The following is a 26,263-nucleotide window of genomic DNA, read 5'->3' as shown; positions in this document are numbered from 1 at the left end:
GTTCAAAAGATCGGCAACCGGCCAACGGCAAGGGTTCGGCAAGCGGAACGGCAAGAAAGCGGAAAGCCGCGGTGCGATGGCGGGCAGGCGTCCTGACCAGGGGGTCGCAAGGGGGCTGACGCACGATGGCGGCAACCGCCCGCCGGTCCGGCCGATCACCGTCGCCGGTCCCGGGCGGGTGCGTCGCACCGAACCGGTAACCACCTCGCGAACAGGGACGACATGCACACAGAAGGCCACGACAGCAGCGCCGGCCACCACCCGGCGCACCGCGGTACGCGCCGTACCGGGCACCCGGCCGTCCAACGGCCCGCGACCGTCTGAGGGGTACCGTGCGCTTCGCGATCCTCTTTCCCGGCCAGGGGGCGCAGTTCCGCGGCATGGGGGCGGACGTCTTCGGACGCTATCCCGGTCTCACCCGGTTCGCCTGCGACCTCCTGGAATACGACCTCGTCGCGCTGTGCCGCGACGATCCGGACGGTCTGCTTTCGCAGACGCAGTACACCCAGCCCGCGCTCTACACCGTCAACGCGCTGCTCACCTTCGAACGTACGCGGCGCGAGGCCCGGCCGGCCGACTGTTATCTCGGGCACAGCCTCGGCGAATACAACGCCCTTCTGGCGGCGGGCGCCTTCGATTTCGAGACGGGCCTCAGACTCGTCAAGAAACGTGGTGAACTCATGGCCGCGGCGTCCGGCGGCGGAATGACCGCCGTGCTGCACACCTCCGCGTCCCGGCTGGCCGACATCCTTGCGCAGGAAGGCATCGACGGCATCGACGTGGCGGGCTACAACACCGACGAACAGATCGTCGTGGCCGGCCCGTCCGGACTGCTGAGCACCGTCCACGCCGCTCTGGAGCGCAGGAAGATCCGCTTCGCCCCGCTCCGCGTCAGCGCCCCCTTCCACTCCCGCTACATGGAGCCCGCCCGTATCGAATTCCAGGAATTCCTGCGGAAATTCACCTTCGCGGACCCGGACCCCGCAGTCATCGCCAACGTCACCGGACGGCCGTACGAAAAAGGTGCCGTCGTCGCCACGCTGAGCGCTCAGCTGGTCGAACCGGTGCGTTGGACGGACAGTGTCCGCCACCTCCTTTCCGTCGACCCCGGCGCGGAATGCGAAGAGGTGGGCGGAAAGTCACTGCTGCGCATGGTGGAAAAGATCCGGGCCGCCGCCACCCCGCCCGCTCCTCTCGGAAGCAGGACCTGAGTCATGGACAGAACACAGAAGATCCAGCAGTTCATCGAAGAGCGCTTTCTCGTCGAGTTCGGCGGTGAGGTGACGGCCGGGACGGACCTCTTCAAGGCGGGGGTCATCGACTCGTTCGGCTACATCCAGCTCATGAGCTTCATCGAGGACGAGTTCGCGCTGGAGATCTCCGACGACGAGCTGCTCGCCGAGGTCTTCGTCTCGCTCGCGGACCTCGACGCCTTCGTCGCGGGCATGGCCGAAAAGCGCGCCCGGACCGGCGCCGGACGGGAGGGCGTACCGTGTGCGGACTAGCCGGATTCATCGCCCCCACGCTGCCGGCCGCCGAGGCCCCGGGGGTCATCACCTCGATGCTGACGCACATCCGGCACCGGGGCCCGGACGAGGCCGGGTACTACCTCGACGACGGCGTCACCATGGGAGCGGTGCGCCTGTCGATCGTCGGGCTCGCCACCGGCGCGCAGCCCATGGCCGACCCCACCGAGCGGTACTGGATCTGCTTCAACGGTGAACTGTACAACCACATCGAGCTGCGCGAGGAACTGCGCCGGCTCGGCAGGCCGTTCCGCACCGACTCCGACACCGAGGTCGTGCTCCAGGCGTGGATCCAGTGGGGCGAGGCCTGCCTGCCGCGCTTCAACGGCGCCTTCGCCCTCGCGATCCGCGACGCGCTCTCCGGGGACCTCGTCCTCGCCCGCGACCGGTACGGCAAGCGCCCGCTGTTCCACGCCGACCACGGTGACGCGTTCCTCTTCGCGTCGGAGATGAAGGCGTTCCGCGCGTTCCCGGGCTTCGGCTTCGCGTTCGACCCGCGCGAGCTGGCCTCGGTCTACGCGCTGTGGACCCCGCTGCCCGACCGCACCCCGTTCCGGGGCATCCGCCAGCTGCCGGTCGGCGGCGTGCTGACCGTCCGCGGGGACGGCCGCCGCAGCCTGCGTACGTACGAGGAGCTGCGGGTCGACGCGCCGGCCTTCACCGGCTCCGCGGCCGAGGCGGCCGCCCATGTGCGGGAGACCCTGCGCACCAGCGTCGAGCTGCGCCTGCGCAGCGACGTCGAGGTCGGCGTCTACCTCAGCGGCGGCCTCGATTCCTCCATCGTCACCAAGCTGGCCACCGACCTCTCGCCCCACCAGGTACGCACCTTCTCCGTGCAGTTCGAGGAGGCGTCGTTCGACGAGTCGGACAGCCAGCGGGTGGTGGCCGACCACCTCGGGACGCGGCACTCGGCGATCTCCGTCACCGGCGCGGACATCGCCGAGAACTTCGAGTCGGCGGTGTACCACGCCGAGGTCCCGGCGTTCCGTACCGCTTTCGTGCCGATGTACCTGCTGTCGCGCCACGTGCGGGACGCCGGGATCAAGACCGTCCTCAGCGGCGAGGGGGCCGACGAGGCGTTCCTCGGTTATTCGCTCTTCCGCGAGACGCTGCTGCGCGCTTCCTGGGACGACCTGGACGAGGACGAGAGGCAGCGCAGGATCGCGGGGCTCCATCCGGAGCTGAGCCATTTCGGTCCCGCGCACCGCAAACACCTCACCGGCCTGTTCCGCCAGTTCGCCACCGAAAGCCTGCCGGGCCTGTTCTCCCACGAACTCCGTTACCAGAACGGCCGGTTCGCCGTACGGCTCCTCAAGGACCGCGAGGAACCGTTCGCGGCCCTCATCGCCATGGTGCGCGCCGACCCCGGATACGCGGGACTGTCGCCGGTGCAGAAGGCGCAGTGGCTCGAATACAAGACCCTGCTGGCCGGCTACCTGCTGTCGACGCAGGGCGAACGTATGAGCCTGGCCCACAGCGTCGAGAACCGCTGCCCGTTCCTCGACCCCGCGGTCGTCCGCGCGGCGGCCTCGGTGAACCTGCGCTTCGACGACGGATTCGAGGAGAAGGCGATCCTCAAGAAGGCGTTCCACGGAGAACTGCCGGAATCGAGCCTGACCCGGCCCAAACAGCCCTACCGGGCGCCGGGCGCCGCCGTGTTCAAGAAGCAGCGGCCCGAATACCTCGATCTGCTGCTCTCCGACGCGGAGCTGCGCAAGCTCGACTGCGTCGATCCGGTCTTCGCCGGAAAACTCGTGAACAAGATCATGACCACCCCTGACGAGCAGATCAGCACCAAAGAGGACCAGGCGTTCGTCTACCTGCTCTCGACCGCCGTCCTCCACCAGCAGTTCGTCCTGAACCGGGAAAGGCACATGGGCACCCCATCCGACGCCGGACTGACGTTACGCACGACCGTGGACCACCGCCGGGCGCGGCTGAGCGCCGGAGGAATGCGATGAGCGATCCGCAGCACCCGCACCCGGACGACGTGGCGGTCATCGGCCTCGCCCTGCGCTTTCCCGGTTCGGAGAACCTCCGGGAACTGTTCGGCCACCTCGTCGCGGGCCGGTCACTGATTTCCGAGGTACCGCCCGAACGCTGGGACAAGGAACGCTATTTCGGCGAGCCGAAGAGCGGCACCGAGCGGACGAGCAGCGTCTGGGGCGGTTTCATCGAGCACGCCGACCGCTTCGACGCGGCGTTCTTCGGCATCTCGCCGCGGGAAGCCGAGAGCATGGACCCGCAGCAGCGGTTCGCGCTGGAACTCGCCTGGCAGGCGATCGAGGACGCCGGGTACCGGGCGAGCGCCTTCGCGGGTACCAGAACGGGCGTCTTCATGGGCGTCTGCCACGCGGACTACGCGGAACTCATGGAGCGCGAGAAGGCGCCCACCGACGTGTACTTCCCCACCGGCACCGCGTATTCCGTCATCGCCAACCGCGTCTCGTACTTCTTCGACTTCCAGGGCCCGAGCATCACCAACGACACCGCGTGCTCCAGCTCGCTGGTCTCGGTCTACGAGGCGGTCTCCGCGCTGCGCAACGGCGAGTGCGGTCTCGCCCTGGCCGGCGGCGTCAACCTGATCTGGTCGCCGAAGCACTTCGTCGCCTTCAGCCAGGCGAGCATGCTCTCGCGCACCGGCCGCTCCCGCGCCTTCGACCAGGACGCCGACGGGTACGTACGGGGCGAGGGCGGCGCCGTGCTCGTACTGAAGCCCCTGGCGCGGGCGCTGGCGGACGGCGACCAGGTGCACGCCGTGATCAAGGGCATCGCCACCAACCACGGCGGCCGCACCAGCTCCCTGACGGTCACCAACCCGGCCGCGCAGGCGGACCTCGTCGAAGGGCTCTACAAGAGCGCCGGCATCCGCCCCGACTCGGTGACGTACATCGAGGCGCACGGGCCGGGCACCCCGGTCGGCGACCCGATCGAGGTGATGGCGCTCAAGCGGGCGTTCCGCAGCCTGCACACCGCGTACGGCACCGAGGCGCGGCCCGGGAGCTGCGGCATCGGGTCGGTCAAGACCAACATCGGGCACCTGGAAGGCGCCGCGGGCGTCGCCGGGATGATCAAGGTGATCGGGGCCCTCGCCTGCCGGACGCTGCCCGCGACGGTCAACTTCACCCGGCAGAACAAGCTGATCAAGCTCGACGGCAGCCCGTTCCGCGTCGTGCGCGACACCGAGCCCTGGGACGCGCCGCCGCCAGGACCCGACGGCGGCCCGGCCCCGCGCCGCGCGGGCGTCAGCTCCTTCGGCTTCGGCGGCACCAACGCGCACGTCGTGCTGGAGGAGTACCTCCCCGTGTCCGACGACGAGGAGGGCCGGCCCGCCTCCGGTGACGAGCCCGCCGAAGAGCCCGGCGGCCCCCACCTCGTACCCCTCTCCGCCAAGACCCCGGACCGGCTGCGCGCCGTCGCCCGCGCCCTCCGCGACCATCTGCGCGCACCGGCGGCCGACGACGGCCCCACCGCCGCGCTGCGCCCCGCGCAGCGGCTCGCGGACATCGCGTACACCCTGCAGACCGGCCGTGAACCGATGGCCGCCCGTGTCGCGTTCCTGGTGAGCGACCGCGCGGAACTGGCCGCGTCCCTCGACGCGTTCCTGGACGGCACGCTCGCCGGCTCCGCCGTGCACACCGGCGCCGGCACGGCGGCCGACGACGCGGCCGGACTCCTGGAGGCCGCGACGCGCTGGGCCGAGGACGGCACCGACGAGGACTGGGCGGCGCGGTACGCTGCACTGGACGAGGACGCCCGCCCGCGCCGGGTACGGCTCCCCGTCTACCCGTTCGCCCGCGAACGCCACTGGTTCCGCGCCCCCACGGAGGACCCCGCGCCGGACACCCGGACGGCCGCGGACGGGGCGCTGCACCCGCTCCTGCACCGCAACACCTCCAGCCTCTTCGAGCAGCGCTACACCTCCGCCTTCACCGGCCAGGAGCCCTTCCTCGCGTCCCACCAGGTGCGCGGCGCCCGCGTCCTGCCCGCCGCCGCGTACGTGGAGATGGTCCGCGCGGCGGTGGCGGCGGCCGTGGGGCACGGTACGGGGCAGCACCGGCCCGTCCGGCTGCGCGACATCGCGTGGCTGCGCCCGCTGGTCGTGGACGACGCCCCCGCCGAGGTGCACGTGGGCCTCTTCCCCGGGGAGGACGGCACGGACGGCGGCGGTGCCGTCTCGCTCACGGTCTACACGGGCCCGTCGGCCCTCGACCCGTCGGCCGTGGTGCACTGCTGGGGCACCGCCGAGGCGGACGCTCCCGAGGAGCCGCCGGCCCTCGACCTCGACGCGCTGCGCGCGGCCTGCCCCACCCCGTACGAGCCCGCCGACGCGTACGCCGCCCTGCGCGACCAGGGCCTCCAGTACGGCCCCGGTATGCGCGGCATGGCCGGACTCCGGCTGGGCGGCACGGAACTGCTCGCCCGCATCGAACAGCCGCGGGCCGCCGGTGAGAGCGCGGAGCACGTCCTGCCGCCCAGCGTGCTGGACGCGGCCCTCCAGGCCACGCTGGTCCTGATGGCGCACACCGCGTCCGGCCCGGCCGACGGACCGGCGATGCCGTTCACGCTGGACCAGGTGGACATCCACCGCCCGTGCGCCGAAGTGACCTGGGCCTGGGTACGGCGCAGCGGTGACAGCGGCGGGGCCGACACGTTCGACATCGACCTCTGCGACGCCGAGGGCGTCGTCGCCGCCCGTCTACGGGGGCTCGTGCAGCGCACGGCGCCGGCCGGCGACGCACCGGTGACGACCGGAACCCCGGCCGCCGAGGAGGCCGCGCCGCGCGTCGTCACGGGCACCAGCCGCTGGGTGGACGCGCCGCCTGCCCCGGAAGCGGTCCCTGCCGCCGACGCGTCGTCTGTCGCGGACGGGCCCGGCGCCCCGACGGTGCACGGCTTCCTCGCCGGACGGGCCGCCCGCCACGCCGCCGCGGCCGCGACCGCCGCCGGCCACGACGTGACCGCGCTGCCGCCCGTCACCGCCGGCCAGGTCGCCGACGGCGTGGACGCCGTGCTCGGCCTCCTGGTCGAGCGGATCCGGGACGTGCTCGGCGCCCGGCCCGACTGGGCCCACCGCTTCGTCGTCCTCGTCGACGACCGGGTGCCTCGGCACTTCCACGCGCCGCTCACCGGCCTGTTCAGGACCGCGGCCCTGGAGAACCCGCTCGTCGGCGGCCGCCTGGTGCGCGTCGCCGGGCTCGACACCGCGACGCCCGAGCGGATCGCCGGACTCCTCGCCGAGGAGGGCGCCGATCCGTACGACGCCTGCGAACTGCGGCGTACCGAGGACGGCACCCGCCAGGAGTGGCGGCCCGTGGACGTCGCGCTCGCCGACGGGCCGAGCGTGCCGCCGCTCAAGGAAGGCGGCGTGTACTGGGTGACGGGCGGCCTCGGCGGGCTCGGGCAGCACCTGGCGCGCTACTTCGCGCGGTGCCCCGGCGTCACCGTCGTCCTGAGCGGCCGGGCCGAGCCGTCGGAAGCGGGCGACACCGCCCTCGCCGCGCTCCGTGAAGCCGGCGTCGACGCGCACTACGTGGCCGCCGACGTCACCCGCAAGGACGAGGTGGAGCGCGCCGTCTCCGCCATCACCGGCGAGCACGGACGGCTCGACGGCGTCGTGCACGCGGCGGGCGTCCTGCGCGACGCGTACCTGCTGCACAAGGACACCGCCGACCTCCCCCTGGTGACGGCGCCCAAGGTACGCGGAGTGCTGCACCTCGACGCCGCGACCCGCGGCCTCGCGCTCGACTTCTTCGTCGTCTTCTCCTCCGTGGCGGGTGTGTACGGCAACTCCGGACAGGCCGACTACGCCGCGGCCAACGCCTTCCTGGACGCCTTCGCGCAGCACCGGCAGGCCCTCGCCGGCGCCGGCGAGCGCTCGGGCCGTACCGCCGCCGTGAGCTGGCCCCTGTGGGCCGACGGCGGCATGACGGCCGGCGCCGTGACACGGGCGACGATGCGGGCGGAACGCGGCTGGGAGCCGCTGCCGACCGAGGACGGCCTGCGTGTCCTGGGACGCGCCCTGGACGACGACGCGCCCGCCCACGTGGTCGTCGCCTTCGGGACCGACGCCACCGTCGCCTTGGAGCGCCGCCTGCCTGCCGCCGGACCGGCACCGGTCGCGTCCGGTACGTCTGGTACGTCCGGTGCCGCCAGGACCGCCCCGGAACTGGGCGACGCCGAACTCCTGGAGCGTACGGTCGGCCTGCTCCAGCACCACCTGGGCGAGGTGCTGCACCACGACCCGGCCGCGATGGATCCGGCGGTCAACCTCGTCGAGTACGGGATCGACTCGCTCAGCATCCTGGAGATGACCGCGCGCCTCGAAGCGCTCTTCGGGCAGCTGCCGAAGACCGTCTTCTTCGAGTACCTCACGATCGAAGGGGTCGCCGGGTACTTCACCGGGACGCACCGCGACAAGCTCCTGGCCGTACTGGGCGCGGAGGACGCGCCGGAGGAGCGGGAGACGGGCCCGGAGACGGCCGGTCCCCAGGCGGCGGAGGCCCCGCGGGCGCCGCGGACCGGCGAGCCGGCCGCCCCGCGCGCCCGGTTCGCGCGTCCCGCACCGTCCCGTACCGGCTCCGCCCGCCCCGCCGTACCCGCCGTTCCCGCGCGCGAGGACCGCCACGACATCGCCGTCATCGGCATCTCGGGCACCTACCCCGGCGCGGACACCCTCGACGAGCTGTGGACGCTCCTCGAAGAAGGGCGCCACACCTTCGAGGAGGTGCCGCGCGACCGCTGGGACCACGACGCGATCTACAGCCCCGACCGCAGCGTCCCCGGCAAGAGCGCCATCCGCACCGGAACGTTCCTGCGCGGCATCGACCTGTTCGACCCGCGCTACTTCCGCATCTCCAAGCGCGACGCGGAACTGATGTCCCCGGAGGTCCGCCTCTTCCTCCAGACCGGCGTCGAGGCCCTGGAGGACGCGGGCTACTCGCGCGAGACGCTCCAGCGGCAGTACGACGGCGACGTGGCCGTGCTGGCCGGCGCCATGAGCAACCACTACGGGCTGCACGGCTTCCAGAACAGCCTGCTGCGCGGCTCCCCGGCCAGCGGCAGCTACACCGGGACGCTGCCCAACATGCTGTCGTACTTCTACGGGTTCACCGGCCCGTCGATCTTCCTCGACACGATGTGCTCCGGCTCGTCCACGTGCGTGCACCAGGCCGTGCAGATGCTGCGGGCCGGCGAGTGCCGGATGGCGGTGGCCGGCGGCGTCAACCTGCTGCTGCACCCGTACAACCTCGTCACCTCCTCGCACGAGCACTTCACCACCGCCACCTCCGACGTGATCCGCAGCTTCGGACTCGGCGCGGACGGCACGATCCTCGGCGAGGGCGTCGGCGCCGTCGTCCTCAAACCGCTCACCGAGGCGGAACGCGACGGCGACCACGTGTACGGCGTCATCAAGGGCACCGCCCTGTCCAACGCGGGCGCCCGCAACGGCTTCACCGTCCCCAGCCCGCACGCCCAGGCCCGCGCCGTCGAGAAGGCGGTCCAGGACGCGGGGATCGACGCCCGCACGGTCAGCTACGTCGAGGGGCACGGCTCGGGCACGTCGCTCGGCGACCCCATCGAGGTCAAGGCGCTGACCACCGCCTTCCGCAAGCACACGGAGGACTCCGGGTTCTGCGCCCTGGGCTCGGTCAAGTCCAACATGGGGCACCTGCTGCACGCGGCCGGCATGGTCGGCTTCGCCAAGGTGCTCCTCCAGCTGACCAAGCGCACCCTCGTCCCCTCGCTGCACAGCGCGGAACTCAACCCGGACATCGACTTCTCCGGCACGCCCTTCCGCGTACAACGGGAACTCACCCCCTGGGAGCCGGCGGTCACCCAGGAGGACGGGCGCACCGTCGTCCATCCGCGGCGCGCCGGCCTGACCTCCATCGGCGCGGGCGGCATGAACTCGCACATCATCATCGAGGAGTACGTCCCGGACGCCGCCGCGCGCCCGTACGCCACCACCGACGGCCGCGACGAACTCCTGGTCTTCTCCGCGATGACCGACAGCGCGCTGGAGTCGGCCCTCGCCCGCTTCCGTACCTACCTGGAGCAGGCCGACCCGGCCGACCTGCCGTCGATCGCCCACACCCTGCGCGTCGGCAAGAACGAACTGCCGCGCCGCTGGGCGTTCTTCGCCAAGGACGTGCGGAGCGCTCTGGCGGCCCTGGACCGCCGGCTCGCGGGGGACCGCGACCAGGACGCCGCGCTGGCCACCGACGACCCGCGGGCCGCGGACGCCCGGGAACTGGCGACCGCCTGGACCGGCGGCCGCAGCGCCGACTGGACCCGGCTCACCGGATCGCGCCGGCTGCGGCGCGTCCCGCTGCCGGCCTACCCGTTCGAGCGGGTGCGGTGCTGGGTGCCGCAGGAGGACGGCGCGCCGTCCGTGCTCGCGCCGCTCGCCCTGCGCGACAAGCTCCACCCGTTCCTCGGCCGCAACGAGTCCGGTCTCGACGGACTGCGGTACGGCCTCGACGTGCACCTGGACGACCTGAGCGACTACGGCTACGAGCGGGACAAGGAACCCCGCATCGTCCCCACCTTCGCCGTCGACCTGGCGCTCGCCGCCGCCAAGGTCTCCGGCTTCGCGGCCGACCCCCTGGTACGCGGCCTGCGGCTGCCCGCGCCGGTCGCGTGGGACACCACCGAGCGGCTCGTCACCACGCTCATCGAGCCCGCGGGCGAGGGCGCGGCGACCGGTGCGGTGTTCGCGCAGGACGCGGCGGGCGCCCGCACACTCGTCGCCGCCTTCGAGGCGTACGACGCGCACGAGACGGACGACGCGCACCAGGCGGACCTGCCCGCGCGGCGCCCCGAGTGGCGCACGTCCGCCGCCGAGCTGCGCGACGGCGCCGTCCGGGCGCTCGGTGCGGAAGAGATCCGGGCGGAGCTCGCCGAAGGCGGGCTGGTCCACCCGGCGCTGCTCTCCGGGGTGGCCGGCGCGTACTGGCTGCGGGACGGGCGGCTGCTCCTGGACGTCACCGTGCCGGGGCTGCGGCGCGACACCGTACGGCGCAACGTCACCGTCGCCCCGCACGTCCTCGCGGCCGTCACCCAGGGCCTCCGGCTCGACGCGAAACACCGCGGCCTGCCGCACTGGCGGGAGACCCGGCCGTACCGGATCGCGGAGGTACGCGTGCACGGCGCGGCGGGCGACGGCGAGGTGGCGCACGTCGTCCTCGCGCCGGACGGCGGGACCGCCGGTGACCGGCCCTTCGAGGGCGCCGTCCGGCTGCTGGACCGTACCGGCCGGGTGCTCGTGGAGTGCACGGGCCTCACGTGCGACGAGTCCGGCGTACAGGAAGCGCCTTCGGGAGCGTGGCACGCGCCGCGCGAGCGCCGGAGCGCTCCGCAGGAGCCGTCCGGGGCTCCCGGCGACGACCTGACCGCGTTCGTCGTCGGCGAGCTGCGGTCCCTGGCGTCCGGCATCCTCAAGTACGAGCCCGCGGAACTGGACGCGCACACCGGCTTCGACGCCTTCGGCTTCGACTCGATCTCCTTCGTCACCTTCTCGCGCCTCATCGAGGAGCGGCTCGGTGCCGAGGTGACCCCGGCGGCCTTCTTCGACGTGAACACCTTCGACACGCTGGCCCGGCACCTCGTCGCGGAGTCCGGGGAGCCCGTACGGGCCGCGTACGAGCGGTCGCGGGAACGGGCCGCGGCGTCCACCGCCATCCCCGGGCCGACGGCTTCGGCCGAACCCACGGTTCCCGCACGCCCCGCGCCGGGCTCCGGACCCGCGCCGGCCCCCGAGCCGGCGCCGATCCCCGAACCCGCGTCCCCCGCCGACCCGTCACAGCCCATCGCCGTCATCGGCGCCGCCGGCCGCTTCCCCGGCGCACCCGATCTCGACACGTACTGGGCCAACCTCGTCGCGGGCCGGGACTCGGTGACCGCCTTCCCCCTCGACCGCTACGACGCGACGTACCGGCGCATCGCCGAGGCCGCCGACTTCCCCCGGCACGCCGGCGTCCTGGACGACGTGGACGCCTTCGACGCGGAGTTCTTCCGTGTCTACCCGCGCGAGGCGGAGCTGATGGACCCGCAGCACCGCCTCGCCCTGGAAACCGTCTGGAGCGCCCTGGAGGACAGCGCCTACACGCCCGCCGGCCTCCCGAAGAACACCGGCCTGTTCCTCGGCGTCTCGGGCACCGACTACGCGACGCTGCTCACCACGTACGGGGTGGAGCCGGACGCGTTCACCTCCACGGGCAACGCGCACTCGATGCTCGCCAACCGCATCTCGTACGTCCTCGACCTGCGCGGGCCGAGCGAACCGGTCGACACCGCCTGCTCCAGCTCGCTGGTCGCCGTCCACCGGGCCGTCGAGGCCATCCGGTCGGGCGCGTGCGACGCGGCCGTGGCCGGCGGGGTCAACCTGCTGCTCAGCGTGGACACCTTCGTCAGCGCGCACCGCGCCGGAATGCTGAGCCCGGACGGCCGCTGCAAGACCTTCGCGCGTGACGCGGACGGGTACGTACGCGGCGAAGGCGTCGGCGCCGTGGTGCTCAAGCCCCTGGCCGCGGCCGAACGCGACGGCGACGCGATCCTCGCGGTGCTGCGCAACAGCGCGGAGAACCACGGCGGCCGGGCCAACTCGCTGACCGCCCCGAACGCCGACGCCCAGGCCGAACTGGTCACCACGGCGCTGCGCGGCACCGACCCGGACACGATCGGCTACATCGAGGCGCACGGCACCGGCACCGCGCTGGGCGACCCCGTCGAAGTACGGGCCCTGCGCACCGCGTTCCGCCGGCTGGGCGCCACCTCCCGGGCGGACTGCGGGCTCGGGTCGGTCAAGACGAACATCGGGCACCTGGAGGCGGCCGCCGGGATCGCGGGCCTCCTGAAGGTCGTCCTCGCGATGCGGCACGGCGTCCTCCCGGCGACGCTGCACTGCCGCGAGATCAATCCGTACATCGAACTCGACGGCGGGCCGTTCCGCGTCGTGCGCGAGAACGAGCCGTGGCCGCGTCCGCGCGCGGCGGACGGCCGGGCCGCGCCCCGGCGCGCGGGCGTCAGCAGCTTCGGCTTCGGCGGCGCCAACTGCCATGTCGTGGTGGAGGAATACGTGCAGGACGATGCCGGAACCGAGGCCCCGGAGGCCAGCGAGACAGTGGACACCACAGCAACCACGGACGTCCTCGTGCCGCTCTCGGCACGGACGCGCCCCCAGCTGACCGAGGCGGCGGCGAACCTGCTCGCGTACCTCGAAGGCCCCGAGCCGGCCCCTCTGCGCTCGGTCGCCTGGACTCTCCAGGCGGGACGCCAGGCGATGGCCGAGCGGGCCGGCTGGGTGGTCCGTACGCGTGACGAACTGATCGCCAAGCTGCGCGCGTTCGTCGCGGACGGTGCGCAGCCGGAGGGAGAAGCGGCACGCAGCCAGGTCCTGGCGCGCTGGCTGGAAGGCGCGGACGCCGACTGGCGCGCGCTGTACGGGCCGCGCGTACCGAAGCGGGCCCACCTGCCCACGTACCCGTTCGCCCGGCAGCGCTACTGGATCCCGGGCACGCGCCCCGAGGACGTACCGGAGGACGTGCCGGAGAGCGGCCCCGTGATCGGTACGACGCTGCTGACGCCGCGATGGACGTCCCGGCCCGTACCGGCGAACTCCAGTGCAGGCAGCGACTTCGACCACCGTGTCGTCATCCTGTGCGGAGCACTCGCCGCCGCGCGCGGTGCGGTCGAGCACCGCGTACCGGGTGTGCGCTGCGTCACCGTCGAGTCGGCCAAACAGCGCTTGGACAGCCGCTTCCGTGACGTGTCGCGGGAGGTCTTCGAGACCGTGCGCGGCCTCGTCGCCGACGCGCCCGCCGGCCGCACCCTCGTCCAGGTGGTGACACCGGCGGACGGTGACGAGGCGGTCAACCTGGCCCTGGCCGGGCTGCTCCGCACGGCATCGCTCGAACACAGCCGTACGGCGGGCCAGCTGATCGCCTTGAGCGGCCCCCGTACGGGCGAGGCGGTGGCCGCCGCCGTCGTCGACAACGCCCGCGACACGGACGCCGAACTGGTCCGCTACGAGGGTGACGAGCGCTCCGTACGCACCTGGCACCCGGCAGCGCCCCCGGCGGACGCGGCGGACACACCGTGGCGTGCGGGCGGCGGGTACCTGATCACCGGCGGCGCGGGCGGTATCGGCGCGGCCGTGGCCCGCCGCATCGCACGGGACGTCGAGCACCCGGTGCTGGTCCTGGCCGGCAGGTCGCCGCAGGACGCCCGTATCGAAGCGCTCCTGGGGGAACTGCGCGCCGCCGGCGCCCTCGCCCGCTACGAGTGCGCGGACGTCTCACGCTGGGAGGAGGTACGCCACCTGCTCGCCCGAGTGCGGGACGGCGTCGGTGAACTCTCCGGAGTCGTGCACGCCGCCGGTGTCCTGCGCGACGCCTCGCTGGTGAACAAGACGGCCGAGGACTTCGAGGAGGTGCTCGCGCCGAAGACCGACGGGCTGGTCCACCTCGACCGGGCCACCCGGCACGACCCGCTCGACTTCTTCCTCACCTTCTCCTCGGGTGCCGCGGTCACCGGCAACCCCGGCCAGGCGGACTACGCCACCGCCAACGCCTTCCTCGACGCGTTCGCCGCGCTGCGCAACGCGCGGGTCGCGGAGGGGGAGCGGGCCGGCCGCACGGTCTCGGTCGCCTGGCCGTTGTGGAAGGACGGCGGGATGACCGTCGGCGAAGGCACCCTCGCCCACCTGTGGCGCAGCCGTGGCCTGGCGCCCATGGAGACGGCCGACGGGCTCGCGGCCCTCACCCGCGCCTGGCGGCTGGGCGCGGAGCAGGTGTGGGTGTACCACGGCGACGCGGCGCGGGTACCGGCGGCTTCGGGCCGCACCGCCACCGCGGCGCCGGTACGGGCCGGAACACCGGACCGGTCGGCGCCGGCGGACGGGCGCCTGGCCCGCGAGACCCTGCGCCTGCTGGTCGCGCTCTTCGCCCGCGTCACCAAACTCCCCGCGCGGTCCGTCGATCCCGACGGGGAACTGGGCGCGATGGGCCTCGACTCGATCCTGATCATCCAGTTGAACAAGGAGCTGGCCGCCGTGTTCGGGGACGTACCGACGACGCTCTTCTACGAGTTCCCGACCCTGCGCGCGATCGCCGGACACCTGGCGGCCGGCCACCCGGACGCGGCCCGCGCCTGGACCGGCGGAGAACCGGCGGCCACGGCCCCGGAGCCGGCCGGCGGCGCGCGGACGGACCGTGCGTCCGGGCCGTCCGACGGCGTGCAGGCGGACCGTACGCCGCAGCCGTCCGCCGGCGCGCGGACGGACCGTACGCCCGTGCCGTCCGCGGCCCCCGGGTCCGGTGCCCCCGTGCCCGCGGACCGCGAACCCATCGCGATCATCGGCATCAGCGGCCGCTACCCGCACGCCGCCGACCTCGCCGAGTTCTGGGAGAACCTGAAGGCCGGCCGGGACTGCGTCGGGGAGATACCGGCCGACCGCTGGCCGCTGGACGGCTTCTTCGAGCCGGACCGCGAGCGGGCGGTCGCGACCGGCCGCAGCTACAGCAAGTGGGGCGGCTTCCTGGACGACTTCGCCGCCTTCGACCCGCTGCACTTCCGGATCGCGCCGCGTGACGCCTACGCCATGGACCCGCAGGAGCGGCTGTTCCTCCAGGCGGCGTGGCAGGTCTTCGAGGACGCCGGGTACTCCCGCGAGGAGATCGCGCGCCGGCACGGCAGGCGCGTCGGGGTGTTCGCCGGTGTCACCAAGACCGGCCACGGGCGGCACGGCGCGGGCCGCCTGCCGTCCGGGGAGACCGTCGTCCCCGCGCTGTCCTTCGCCTCGCTCAGTGCCCGTACGTCGTACGTGCTGGACCTGTGCGGGCCGAGCCTGACCCTCGACACCATGTGCTCGGCGTCGCTCACCGCGGTCCACGAGGCGTGCGAGCACCTGTACCGGGGCGACTGCGAGATGGCCGTCGCGGGCGGGGTGAACCTGTACCTCCACCCGCTGGACTACATCGAACTGTGCCGCTCCACCATGCTGTCCACGGACGCCCGCTGCCGCAGCTTCGGCAGCGGCGGCGACGGCTTCGTACCGGGGGAGGGCGTCGGCTGCGTCCTGCTCAAACCGCTCTCGCGCGCCCTCGCCGACGGTGACCACATCCGCGCGGTCGTCCGGGGCACGAGCATCAACCACGGCGGGCGGTCCAACGGCTACACGGTGCCGAACCCGCGGGCCCAGGCGGAACTGCTGCGCGACGCGATGGCGCGCGCGGGCGTCCCGGCGCGCGACGTGAGCTACGTCGAGGCGCACGGCACCGGTACCGAACTCGGCGACCCGGTCGAGATCAAGGGCCTGACCAGCGCCTTCGAACAGGACACGGCGGACCGGCAGTTCTGCGCGATCGGCTCGGTGAAGTCGGCGATCGGGCACCTGGAGGCCGCGGCGGGCATCGCCGGGCTCACCAAGGCCGTGCTCCAGCTCCAGCACCGGCAGCTCGTGCCGAGCCTGCACGCCGAGGAGCCCAACCCGAACATCGCCTTCGAGCGGACGCCGTTCTTCGTGCAGCGCGAGCTGACACCGTGGGAGACGGCCGGGGGCCCGCGGATCGCGGCGGTCTCCTCGTTCGGCGCGGGCGGCTCGAACGCGCACGTCATCATCGAGGAGTTCGGCGAGCGGTACGGTGCCGGGCCCGCGCGGGCCACGCGGGCCGGCCGCGACCAGCTCTTCGTGCTGTCCGCCCGGACCCCCGGTCACCTGCGGCGCTCCGCCGAGCGCCTGGCGGCCCACCTCGGCGGCGCCGGCGCGGACACCGACCCGGCCGACCTCGCCTTCACCCTCCAGACCGGGCGCGAGGCCATGACCGAACGCCTCGCGGTGGTCGCGGGCACGGTACGGGACCTGCGCGGCGCCCTGCTCGCGTACCTCGACGGCGCGGAGACGGCACCGGGCGTCCACCGGGGCACCGCCGGACGCGTCCAGGGCGCCTTCGCGGAACTCGCCGCCGACGACGACCTCCAGGAACTGCTGATCGAACGCTGGATACGGGCCGGCAAGCTGGACCGACTCGCCGCGCTCTGGGCCGACGGGGTACCGCTCGACTGGCGCGTGCTGCACGGCCCGGACGCCCCACGGAGGGTCGCGCTGCCGACGTACCCGTTCACACAGGACCGTTACTGGATCGCGGACCTCGACCCGGTGCACGAGGCGCCCGCGGCGGACCTGCCCGCCGTGGAGCGGCCGGTGCCCGCGTCCGCGCCGCCGGCCGCCGAGCCGCTGGACGCGCGGGTCGCCCGCGTGGTGCGGGAGAAGCTGGCGCTGGCCCTCGCCATGGGGGAGGACGAGATCGACGGCGCGCTCGCCTTCGCGGACTACGGCGTCGACTCCATCCTCGGCGTCCGCCTCGTCCACGAACTCAACGAGGCGCTCGCCCTGGACCTGTCCACGAGCGTCATCTACGACCACAGCTCGGCCGACCGCCTCACCGCCCACCTGCTGACGGCCCACCGCGACGCGATCACCTTCACCGGCACACCGGAACCGGCCGTACCCGTGGCCGCGCCCACCAGCGCCCCCACGACCGCGCCCACCAGCGCCCCTGCCGTCGTTCCTGCTCCCGCGCCCGACGGCGCCCGGCCGCCCATCGCCATCATCGGCATCAGCGGACGCTTCGCCGGCTCCGACACGCTCGACGAACTCTGGGACCACCTCGTCGCCGGCGACGAACTCGTCACCGAGGCCACCCGCTGGGACCTGAGCGGCCCCGACCCCGCCGACGCGGCGCGCCGCTGCACCCGGGGCGGCTTCCTCGACCGTATCGACGCGTTCGACCCCCTGTTCTTCAACATCTCGGGCGTCGAGGCCGCCACCATGGACCCGCAGCAACGGCTCCTGCTGGAAGAGTCGTGGAAGGCCCTGGAGGACGCCGGGTACGCGGGCCGGCAGCTGAGCGAACGCCGTTGCGGCGTCTACACCGGCTGCTGGAACGGCGATTACGCCGAACTGATCGGCCCCGACGCCCCCGCCCAGGCGTTCTGGGGCAACACCGCCTCCTTCATCCCCAGCCGCGTCTCGTACTTCCTCAACCTCAAGGGCCCGGCCGTCGCGGTCGACACGTCGTGCTCCAGCTCGCTGGTCGCGCTCGACCTCGCGTGCAAGGACCTCTGGTCGGGCGAGACGGAACTGGCCCTGGCCGGAGGCGTCTTCGTCCAGTCCACGCCACGTCTGTACGAACTGGCCGGGCGCGCCAACATGCTCTCGCCGACCGGGCGCTGCCACACCTTCGACCACCGCGCGGACGGCTTCGTACCGGGGGAGGGCGTCGGCGTCCTGGTCCTCAAGCGGCTCGACGACGCGCTCGCCGACGGCGACCACGTGCACGGCGTGATCCGCGGCTGCGGCACCAACCACGACGGCGCGACCAACGGCATCACCGCCCCCAGCTCCGTCTCGCAGGAGAGCCTGCTGCGCGAGGTGTACGACGGTTTCGGCATCGACGCCGGGCACATCACGCTCGTCGAGGCGCACGGCACCGGCACCAAACTCGGTGACCCCATCGAGTTCGGCGCGCTGACCCGCGCGTTCCGTGCGAGCACCGACAAGACCGGGTACTGCGCGCTGGGTTCGCTCAAGACCAACCTCGGGCACACCCAGTTCGCGGCGGGCGTGGCCGGCGTACTGAAGATCCTGCTCGCGCTGAAGCACCGGCAGATCCCCGCCTCGCTGCACTTCGAGAAGGCGAACGAGGCGGTCCCGCTCGACGGCAGCCCCTTCTACCTCAGCACCCGTACGCACGCGTGGCAGGCGCTGCCCGGCGTGCCGCGCTGCGGCGCCGTCAGCTCCTTCGGGGCCAGCGGCACCAACGCCCACGTCGTCATCGAGGAGGCACCGCCGGTACCGCGGTCCCGGCCCCGCCCGCAGGTGCCCGGCCACCTGGTCGTGCTGTCCGCGCACTCGCGCGGGCAACTGGCCGAGCAGCTGACACGGCTGGCGGCGCACCTCCGCCGCGAGCCGGCACCGGACTGCGGCGACCTGGCCCACACGCTCGTCGTCGGCCGGGAGCACTTCGCGCACCGTTTCGCCTGCGTCGTACGGGACCGGGACGAGCTGCTGCGGATTCTGGACGGGGGACTCGACGGGCCGGGGGCGGTCACGGGCGGTCCCGGCACGGCCGGTACTGCCGGTACCTCCGGTGACGACGTGGCGGCGCTGACCGAGCGGGGCGCGGCGAGCCTGCGCGCCTGCGCGGAGGGCGCGTCGGACGCGTCGGGCCGTACGGACACGGTGTCCCTCGCCGGCCTGAAGACCCTCGCCGAGTGCTACGTACGCGGCCTCGCGCTCGATTACGCGGCGCTGTTCGCGCCCGGCGCCTACCTGCGCGTACCCCTGCCGACGTACCCGTTCGCCAGGGAGAGCCACTGGGCGACGGACACCCCGCCCAGCCGGGCGGCGGCGCCCCGGACCGCACCGGTACCGCTTGCGGCTCAGCCGGCCGCCGGTTCCGCCGCCCCTGGGCACCCGATGATCGGCGCGCCGTCGCCCGTACCCGACAAGCCCGGCGCGGTGCGCGCGAGCACGGTCCTGACCGGTGAGGAGACGTTCCTCCGCGACCACCTGGTGGGCGGCCGGCGGGTGCTGCCGGGCGTCGCGCACCTGGAGATGGCCCGCGAGACGGCCCGGCAGGCACTCGGCGCCGACGCCACGACGCCGCTGCGGATGCGGGACATCACCTGGGTCCAGCCGCTCGTCGCCGACGGCACGCCCACCGGGGCCGACGTGCTCGTCACCCCGGTGGACGGGGACACCGTCTCCTTCCGCGTCACCTCCGGGACCGCCGGCCCCGCCGTCTGCTCCGAGGGACGCGTCAGCCGCCGCACCACGCAGCGCCCGGCCCGTACCGACCTCGCGGCGCTCCGCGCGCTCTGCCCGACGCCGGTGTCCGCCGAGCGCATCGGGGCGGCGCTGGTGGCGATGGGCATCACCCACGGGCCGTCGCTGCGCGCGGTCCACGCGGCGTACGCCGGCGACGGCACGGTCCTGGCCGAACTGCGCCTGCCCGCCGCCGCTGACCGGCCCGCCACCCCGTACGTCCTGCACCCGGCGCTGCTCGACTCGGCCGTCCAGGCGTCGATCGCCCTGCAACTGGCCGGGGGAGAGGCGACCCGCGAGACGGTGGTGCCGTTCGCGCTGGAGCAGCTGGAGCTGTTCGCGCCCTGCACGGACTCCATGTGGGCCGTCGTCCGCGTCGCCGACGACGGTGCCGCGAGCGCCCTCAGCAAGCTCGACATCGACCTCCTCGACACCGACGGAGCGGTGTGCGTCCGCATGACCGGCTACACCTCGCGCCGGGTGAAGGAGCCGGTACCGTCCCTGTTCGCGCCCGTGTGGGAACCGCTGCCGGGCACGGTGACGGACGGCGGCGCGGAGCCGGCCGTACCGGCCCGCACCGACCGCGTCCTGGTCGTCGGCGGTACGGCCGCCCAGCGCGCCGCGGTCGCCGTCCGGCACCCGCGCGCCACGGCCTGGCCCCTGGCACCGGACGCGCCGCTCGACGAGGTCACCTCGTTCCTCGCGGCCGCCGGCCCCGTCGACCACCTCCTGTGGCTGGCGCCCGGCACCGCACCCGAACCCACCGACGCGGCCGCCGTCGTGGCCGCGCAGGAGGAAGGCGTCGTCGCCGCCTTCCGCATGATCAAGGCCCTGATCCGTACGGACCACGACGCCCGCCCGCTCGGCATCACCCTCGTCACCCGGCGCAGCCTGGCCACCCACGCGGGCGAGGACATCCGCCCGGCCCACGCGGGCCTGCACGGCCTGTTCGGCTCACTGGGCCGCGAGTACACCAACTGGACGGTCCGGCGCGTCGACCTCGACGGACCCGCCGACACCCCGCAGGAGCAGGAGACGGATGCCTGGCTCGCCGGCATCGCGGCGCTCCCGGCCCACTCCGGGGGTGACAGCTGGGCGCGGCGCGCGGGCCAGTGGCTCGTCCGGCGCTGGGCCCCGTGCGACGCCGGACCCGCGACGGACACCCCGTACCGCGAAGGCGGCGTGTACGTCGTGATCGGCGGCGCCGGCGGCGTCGGCACCGCGTGGACCCAGCACCTGGTCGAACGGTACGGCGCCCACGTCATCTGGATCGGACGCAGCCCGCACGACGCGTCGGTGGACGCCAAACTGCGCGCCGTCCACGGCCGCGGCGACGTGCGGTACATCGCCGCCGACGCCGCCGACCCCGCGGCCCTGCGCCGCGCCCACGCCGAGATCAAGGCCCGCCACCCGCACATCCACGGCGTCGTGCAGGCGGCCCTCGTGCTGCGCGACCAGAGCTTCGCCAAGATGGACGAGACCGCCCTGCGCACCAGCCTGGCCGCCAAGGTCGGCGTGAGCGCCGCCATGGCCGAGGTGTTCGACGGCGAAGCGCTGGACTTCGCGGTCTTCTTCTCCTCGGTCCAGTCCTTCACCACCGCCGCGGGACAGGGCAACTACGCGGCCGGCTGCACCTTCGCCGATGCCTTCGCCCACCAGCTGTCCCGGCACTGGACCTGCCCGGTCAAGGTGATGAACTGGGGCTGGTGGGGGAGCCTGGGCAGCGCGTCGTCGGACTACCACCGGCGGCGGATGACCGGCTGGGGCTTCGCCTCGATCGAGCCGCCGGAGGCCATGGCCGCGCTCGGCACGCTCCTCGGCGGCCCGCAGCCGCAGATCAGCTTCACCAAGCTGACCCGGCTCGACGCCCTGGAGGCCGTCGACCCCGGCACCCGCGCCACGGTGTACGCACGGTCCACGACGGCCCGTGTCACGGTCGACGCGGCGGACGACCTGACGGGTGACGCAGCGAACCTGCGCGCGGTCGCCGACTGGCGGCGCACCGAACGCGACCCGCTGCTCACCCGGATGCTCCGCGGCCACCTCGAAGCCCTCGGCGCCGTCGGCCCGGACACCCCGGCCCCCGGCGAGGTGACCCGCGACGACGCCCGCCGGATCGGCCGGCAGGCCGGTCTCCTCGACCGCTACACGACCTGGCTCGAACACGCCCTGCGCGTCCTGCCCGGCCCCGTGCCGCCGCTCGACACGCTCTTCCGCGAGTGGGACGACCGCCGCGCCACCTGGTCGGCCGACCCCGACAAGAAGGCCGAACTGGAGCTGGCCGACGCCACCCTGCGGGCCCTGCCCGACATCCTGACCGGCCGCACCCGGCCCACCGACATCCTCTTCCCGCGCGGCTCCGTCGAACTGGTCGAGGGCTGCTACCGCGACAACCGGGTGGCCGACACGTACAACCGCGCACTGGCCGGCGCCGCCGTCGGCATCGTCGGCCGGCGGCTGCGCCAGGACCCGGACGCGCGCCTGCGCATCCTGGAGATCGGCGCCGGCACCGGCGGTACGAGCGTGGGCCTGTTCGCCGCGCTGCGCCCGTACCGGGACCGCATCGAGACGTACACCTACACCGACCTGTCCAAGGCGTTCCTGAACCACGCCCGGGCCTCGTACGGGGCCGACGCGCCGTACCTGTCCACCACCCGCTTCGACGCCGAACAGCCCCTCGCCGGGCAGGGCATCGAGGCCGGCAGCTACGACCTGGTCATCGCCGCCAACGTGCTGCACGCCACCCGCGACACCCGCAACACCCTGCGCAACGCCAAGGCCGCCCTGCGCGACGGCGGCTGGCTCCTGCTGAACGAACTGGTGGCGTTCGACATCTTCAGCCACCTGACGTTCGGACTGCTGGAAGGCTGGTGGCTGTTCGAGGACGCGCCGCTGCGCATCCCCGGCTCGCCCGCGCTCTCGCCCGAGAGCTGGCGCGACGTGCTGCACAGTGAGGGCTTCCCGGAGGTCGTCTTCGTCCTGCCGCAGGCCCGGGAGCTGGGGCAGCAGATCATCGCCGCGGAGAGCGACGGGATCGCCCGGCAGCGGGTCGAGGGTGCCGAGCGCCGGCCGGTGACACCCGCGGCACCCGCGGCACCCGCGGCACCCGCGGCACCCGCGGCACCCGCGGCACCCGTGACACCGGTGACGCCGGTGGCGTCGGTGGCGGAGCCGGTCCGTACGGTGGACGGGCCCGTGACCGCGCCCGAGCCGGTGCGTACGGAATCGGTGCGTACGGAAGCGGTGCGTACGGAGCCGGAACGCTTGGCGGCACCGGCACCGGCACCGACCCCCGCCGCACCGGCCCCCACTTCCACCCCCGCCTCCACCCTCACCGAAGCCGACCGCACCGAGACACTGACCGCCTACCTCCGCGACAAGGCCGCCGAGACCCTCGGGGTGCCCGCGGAGCGGATCGACGCCGCGCAGCCCCTCAGCACGTACGGCATGGACTCGATCCTCGTCCTTCAGCTGACCAACGCGCTGCGCGAGGACCTGGGAGAGGTCTCCTCCACGCTGCTGTTCGACGCGGAGTCCGTGGACCAGCTGTGCGCCCACTTCCGCACCGCCTCGGCGGACCGGGTGGACGCGCTGGTCGCCCGGCTCCGGCCGGAACCGGCGCCCGCTGCGGCGCCCGCGCCGGCTCCTGAGCCCGCGCCCGCTCCCGAGCCCGCGCTCGCCGCGCACTCCGTCAGCGCCCTCTTCCGGGCGGCGTCGCGCGACGACAACCTGAAGCAGGGCAGTGAACTGCTGACCATGGCGGCCCGGCTCCGGCCGCGGTTCGCCGCCGCTGCCGGCCACGAGCCGGAGATCCTGCGGCTGGCGGACGGCGCGGAGCAGCCCGCGCTGGTCTGCCTGCCGTCCCTCATCGCGCCCACGGGCCCGTACCAGTACGTGAAGTTCGCCGCCGCGCTCCGCGGACGGCGCGAGGTGTGGACCGTCGAGCAGCCCGGTTACGGGACCGGCGACGCGCTGCCGCAGACCCTGGACGCGGCGGCAACGGCGCAGGCCGACGCGCTGCTCCGGCGGTTCGCGGGACGGCCGTTCGCCCTCGCGGCGTACTCCTCCGGCGCCTGGCCGGCCCACGAGGTCGTACGGCGCCTGGAGGCGGCGGGCGCCCCGCCGGCCGCGCTGGTGCTGCTCGACTCGCCCGGCTCGACCGGCGGAGCGGACCTGACCGGCGAGACCCTGTGCCACCGGATGGCCGGGATCTCCCGTCTGCTGCTCGACCGGTTCCCCCAACTGCCGCTGGACGACGACCAGCTCACCGCGATGGCCTGGTACGCGGAGTTGCTGGACGGCTGGCAGCCGGCACCGGTGAGCACACCGGCCCTCTTCGTGGCGGCGCACACCCCCGTGGACCAGCTCCTCGGAGACGGCCGCCGTCCCGCCTGGCAGCTGGAGCACGCCCGCGTGGAGGTGGCGGGCGACCACTTCTCGATGCTCGACGAGCACGCGGAGACGACCGCGCTCGCCGTCCACCGGTGGCTGACCGAGTACCGGCGATGACACCGCAAAGCACGCCGGGGCGGCCCTGCCACGCGCAGGGCCGCCCCCGGCACCCGCACGACGCAGCAGAACCCGGACACGGACGAGAGGTGCACATGGCGGACATGATCGGTGGCGGCAGCGCCGCCCCGGCACGACTGGTGGTCGGCATCACGGGGGCGACGGGCGCCGTGCTCGGCGTCCGGCTGCTGGAGCAGCTGCGCGCGCACGGCGGCGTGGAGACCCACCTGGTGATCAGCCGATGGGCGCGCAGCACCATCGAGTGGGAGACCTCGATGAGCGTGCGCGAGGTCAGCGCGCTCGCCGATGTCACCCACAGCCCCGAGGACCAGGGCGCGGCGATCTCCTCCGGTTCGTTCCGCGTGGACGGCATGGTGATCGCCCCGTGCAGCATGAAGACGCTGGCCGCGATCCGGATGGGCTACGCCGACGGCCTGATCGCCCGGGCCGCCGACGTCACCCTCAAGGAGCGCCGCAAGCTGGTACTGGTGCCCAGGGAAGCGCCGCTGAGCGAGATCCACCTGGACAACATGCTCACGCTGGCCCGGATGGGCGCGGTGATGCTGCCGCCGGTGCCGGCCTTCTACCAGCACCCGGCCACGGTCGACGACATCGTGGGGCACACCGTCACCCGCGTGCTCGACCAGTTCGGCATCGACACGCCCAAGGCGTACCGCTGGAACGGGATGCACGCGGCCCGGCAGCACGCCCGCGCCACGGAGGAGCACCACGCGGCCCCGGTGCCCGCCCCCGGCCTCCCCTGACCGTTCCCGCCGGCCTTCCCCCTCCGGCCCCCAGCCTGCTCCCCACCCCACCGACAAAGGATGAGCACCCGCCCATGAAGCACCTCACCAGCCTCCGCGACTACCTCGACGCCCTGGCCGAACTCGACGACCTGCGTGTGATCGACGACGAGGTGGACCCCGAACTGGAGATCGGCGCGATCGCCCGGTACGCCACCGAGCACCGGGCCCCGGCCCAGCTCCTCACCCGTATCCGCGGCTGCCGGCCCGGGTTCCGGGTCCTCGCCGCGCCCGCCGCCCTGAGCAGCCGGCCGCAGGCGCCCTACGCGCGGCTGGCGCTGGCGCTGGGGCTGGACCCGCGGACGCCGCCGCGGGAGCTGATGGACGGCCTGGTCGCCGCGCAGGCGGCGCCGCCCGTACCGCCCGTCACGCTGGACTCCGGACCGTGCCAGCAGAATGTCCTGCTCGGCTCCGACATCGACCTGACGCGGCTGCCGTTCCCGCTGCTCCACCAGGGCGACGGCGGCCGGTACGCCAACACCGTCGGCACGTTCGTACTGCGCAGCCCGGACCGTAAGTGGACCAACTGGGGCATCGCCCGCGCCATGCTGCACGACGCGCGCCGCATCGTCGCCTTCACCGGCTCGCCGCAGCACATCGGCGTCATCGACGACATGTGGCGGGCGCGTGGCGAACGCACCCCCTTCGCGCTCGTCCTGGGCGCCGAGCCGGCCGTCCCGCTGGTGTCGACCATGTCGCTGCCCGAGCACGTCGACGAAGCGGCCTACCTGGGCGCCTACTTCGGCGAGCCGATCGAGGTCGTACGGTGCAAGACCGTCGACCTCGAAGTGCCCGCCACCGCCGAGATCGTCATCGAGGGCTACATCGACCACGACGAGCTGCTGCCGGAAGGCCCGATGGGCGAGTTCGCGGGCTACGTCCCCGAAGGGAGCTGGTCGCTGCCCGCCTACCACGTCACCGCGGTCACCCACCGCGACGACCCCGTGATGCCGGTGGTGTGCGCGGGCAAGCCGGTCGACGAGGACCACACCCTGATCGGCCTGACCCACTCGGCCCGCTGGACCCACTACCTGCGCGAGGCCGGCATCCCGGTGGCCGCCGCCTGGATGATCCCGGAGACCGCCGTGCACGTGCTGGCCGTCACCGTCGACCGGGACTGGCGCGAGCGTACGGGGTTCACCTCGTCGCAGGAGCTGTGCCGGGCGGTCGGCGAGGCGGTGGACGCCTTCCCGCACGGCGGCTGGTGGGTCACCCGCATCATGGTCCTGGACAGCGACATCGACCCGACGGACGTGCGCGACGTGCTGTGGGGCTTCGCGACCCGCTCGCACCCCACGGACGGCATCCACGTGCTGCCCGACACCGCGATCATGCACCTGATGGTCTGCTACCACGAGAAGGAACGCGCCTCCGGCACCGGGCCGACCGTCGTCTTCGACTGCGTGCGAGAGGACGAACTGCGCAGTACGGCCTTCGCGGACAACTACCCGGCCGACGTGCAACGCCGTACCTTCGAACTCCTGGCGGGCGCCCGGCCGTTCTGAGCGCCCCGGCAGGCCCTCCGGCCACCCTGAGGCTCCCGTTCCCCGTGGCGGGAGGCGGGCCGCCCGGCTGACCGGCCGGGCGGCCCCCGC

Annotated in this window: 6 protein-coding genes; all 6 read left to right on the top strand. The window is 73.7% G+C overall.

Annotated features, from left to right (window positions below; translation table 11 throughout):
* The first annotated feature begins 332 nt into the window (after window positions 1-332).
* The 6 genes from AB0L45_RS16865 to AB0L45_RS16840 all read left to right on the top strand — a co-directional run bounded on the left by AB0L45_RS16865 (window position 333) and on the right by AB0L45_RS16840 (window position 26,173).
* Window positions 333-1,211, top strand: a complete 879-nt coding sequence (locus AB0L45_RS16865; protein ID WP_365840482.1) for an acyltransferase domain-containing protein — start codon at window positions 333-335, stop codon at window positions 1,209-1,211.
* Between the two features lie 3 nt (window positions 1,212-1,214).
* On the top strand, window positions 1,215-1,505 hold the full coding sequence (locus tag AB0L45_RS16860; protein WP_365840480.1) for an acyl carrier protein: 291 nt from the start codon (window positions 1,215-1,217) through the stop codon (window positions 1,503-1,505).
* Entirely contained in the window at window positions 1,493-3,487 is a 1,995-nt protein-coding gene (gene asnB, locus AB0L45_RS16855; protein WP_365840478.1) for an asparagine synthase (glutamine-hydrolyzing), read from the top strand. Before AB0L45_RS16860 ends, asnB begins: the two co-directional genes overlap by 13 nt.
* The gene (locus AB0L45_RS16850; protein ID WP_365840476.1) at window positions 3,484-23,865 is read left to right on the top strand and encodes an SDR family NAD(P)-dependent oxidoreductase; all 20,382 of its coding nucleotides are present in this window, start codon (window positions 3,484-3,486) and stop codon (window positions 23,863-23,865) included. Before asnB ends, AB0L45_RS16850 begins: the two co-directional genes overlap by 4 nt.
* 95 nt (window positions 23,866-23,960) lie before the next feature.
* Window positions 23,961-24,629 carry a non-oxidative hydroxyarylic acid decarboxylases subunit B gene (locus tag AB0L45_RS16845; protein ID WP_365840474.1) on the top strand — a complete coding sequence of 223 codons (669 nt, stop codon included), beginning with the start codon at window positions 23,961-23,963 and terminating at the stop codon, window positions 24,627-24,629.
* A 74-nt stretch (window positions 24,630-24,703) separates the two neighbouring features.
* Window positions 24,704-26,173 carry a UbiD family decarboxylase gene (locus tag AB0L45_RS16840; RefSeq protein ID WP_365840472.1) on the top strand — a complete coding sequence of 490 codons (1,470 nt, stop codon included), beginning with the start codon at window positions 24,704-24,706 and terminating at the stop codon, window positions 26,171-26,173.
* Window positions 26,174-26,263: the final 90 nt, after the last annotated feature.

The sequence above is a fragment of the Streptomyces sp. NPDC052496 genome (assembly GCF_040679095.1).
GTDB lineage: Bacteria > Actinomycetota > Actinomycetes > Streptomycetales > Streptomycetaceae > Streptomyces.
Note: the sequence above shows the minus strand (reverse complement) of the source record. Positions and strands in the feature narration are given on the sequence as shown.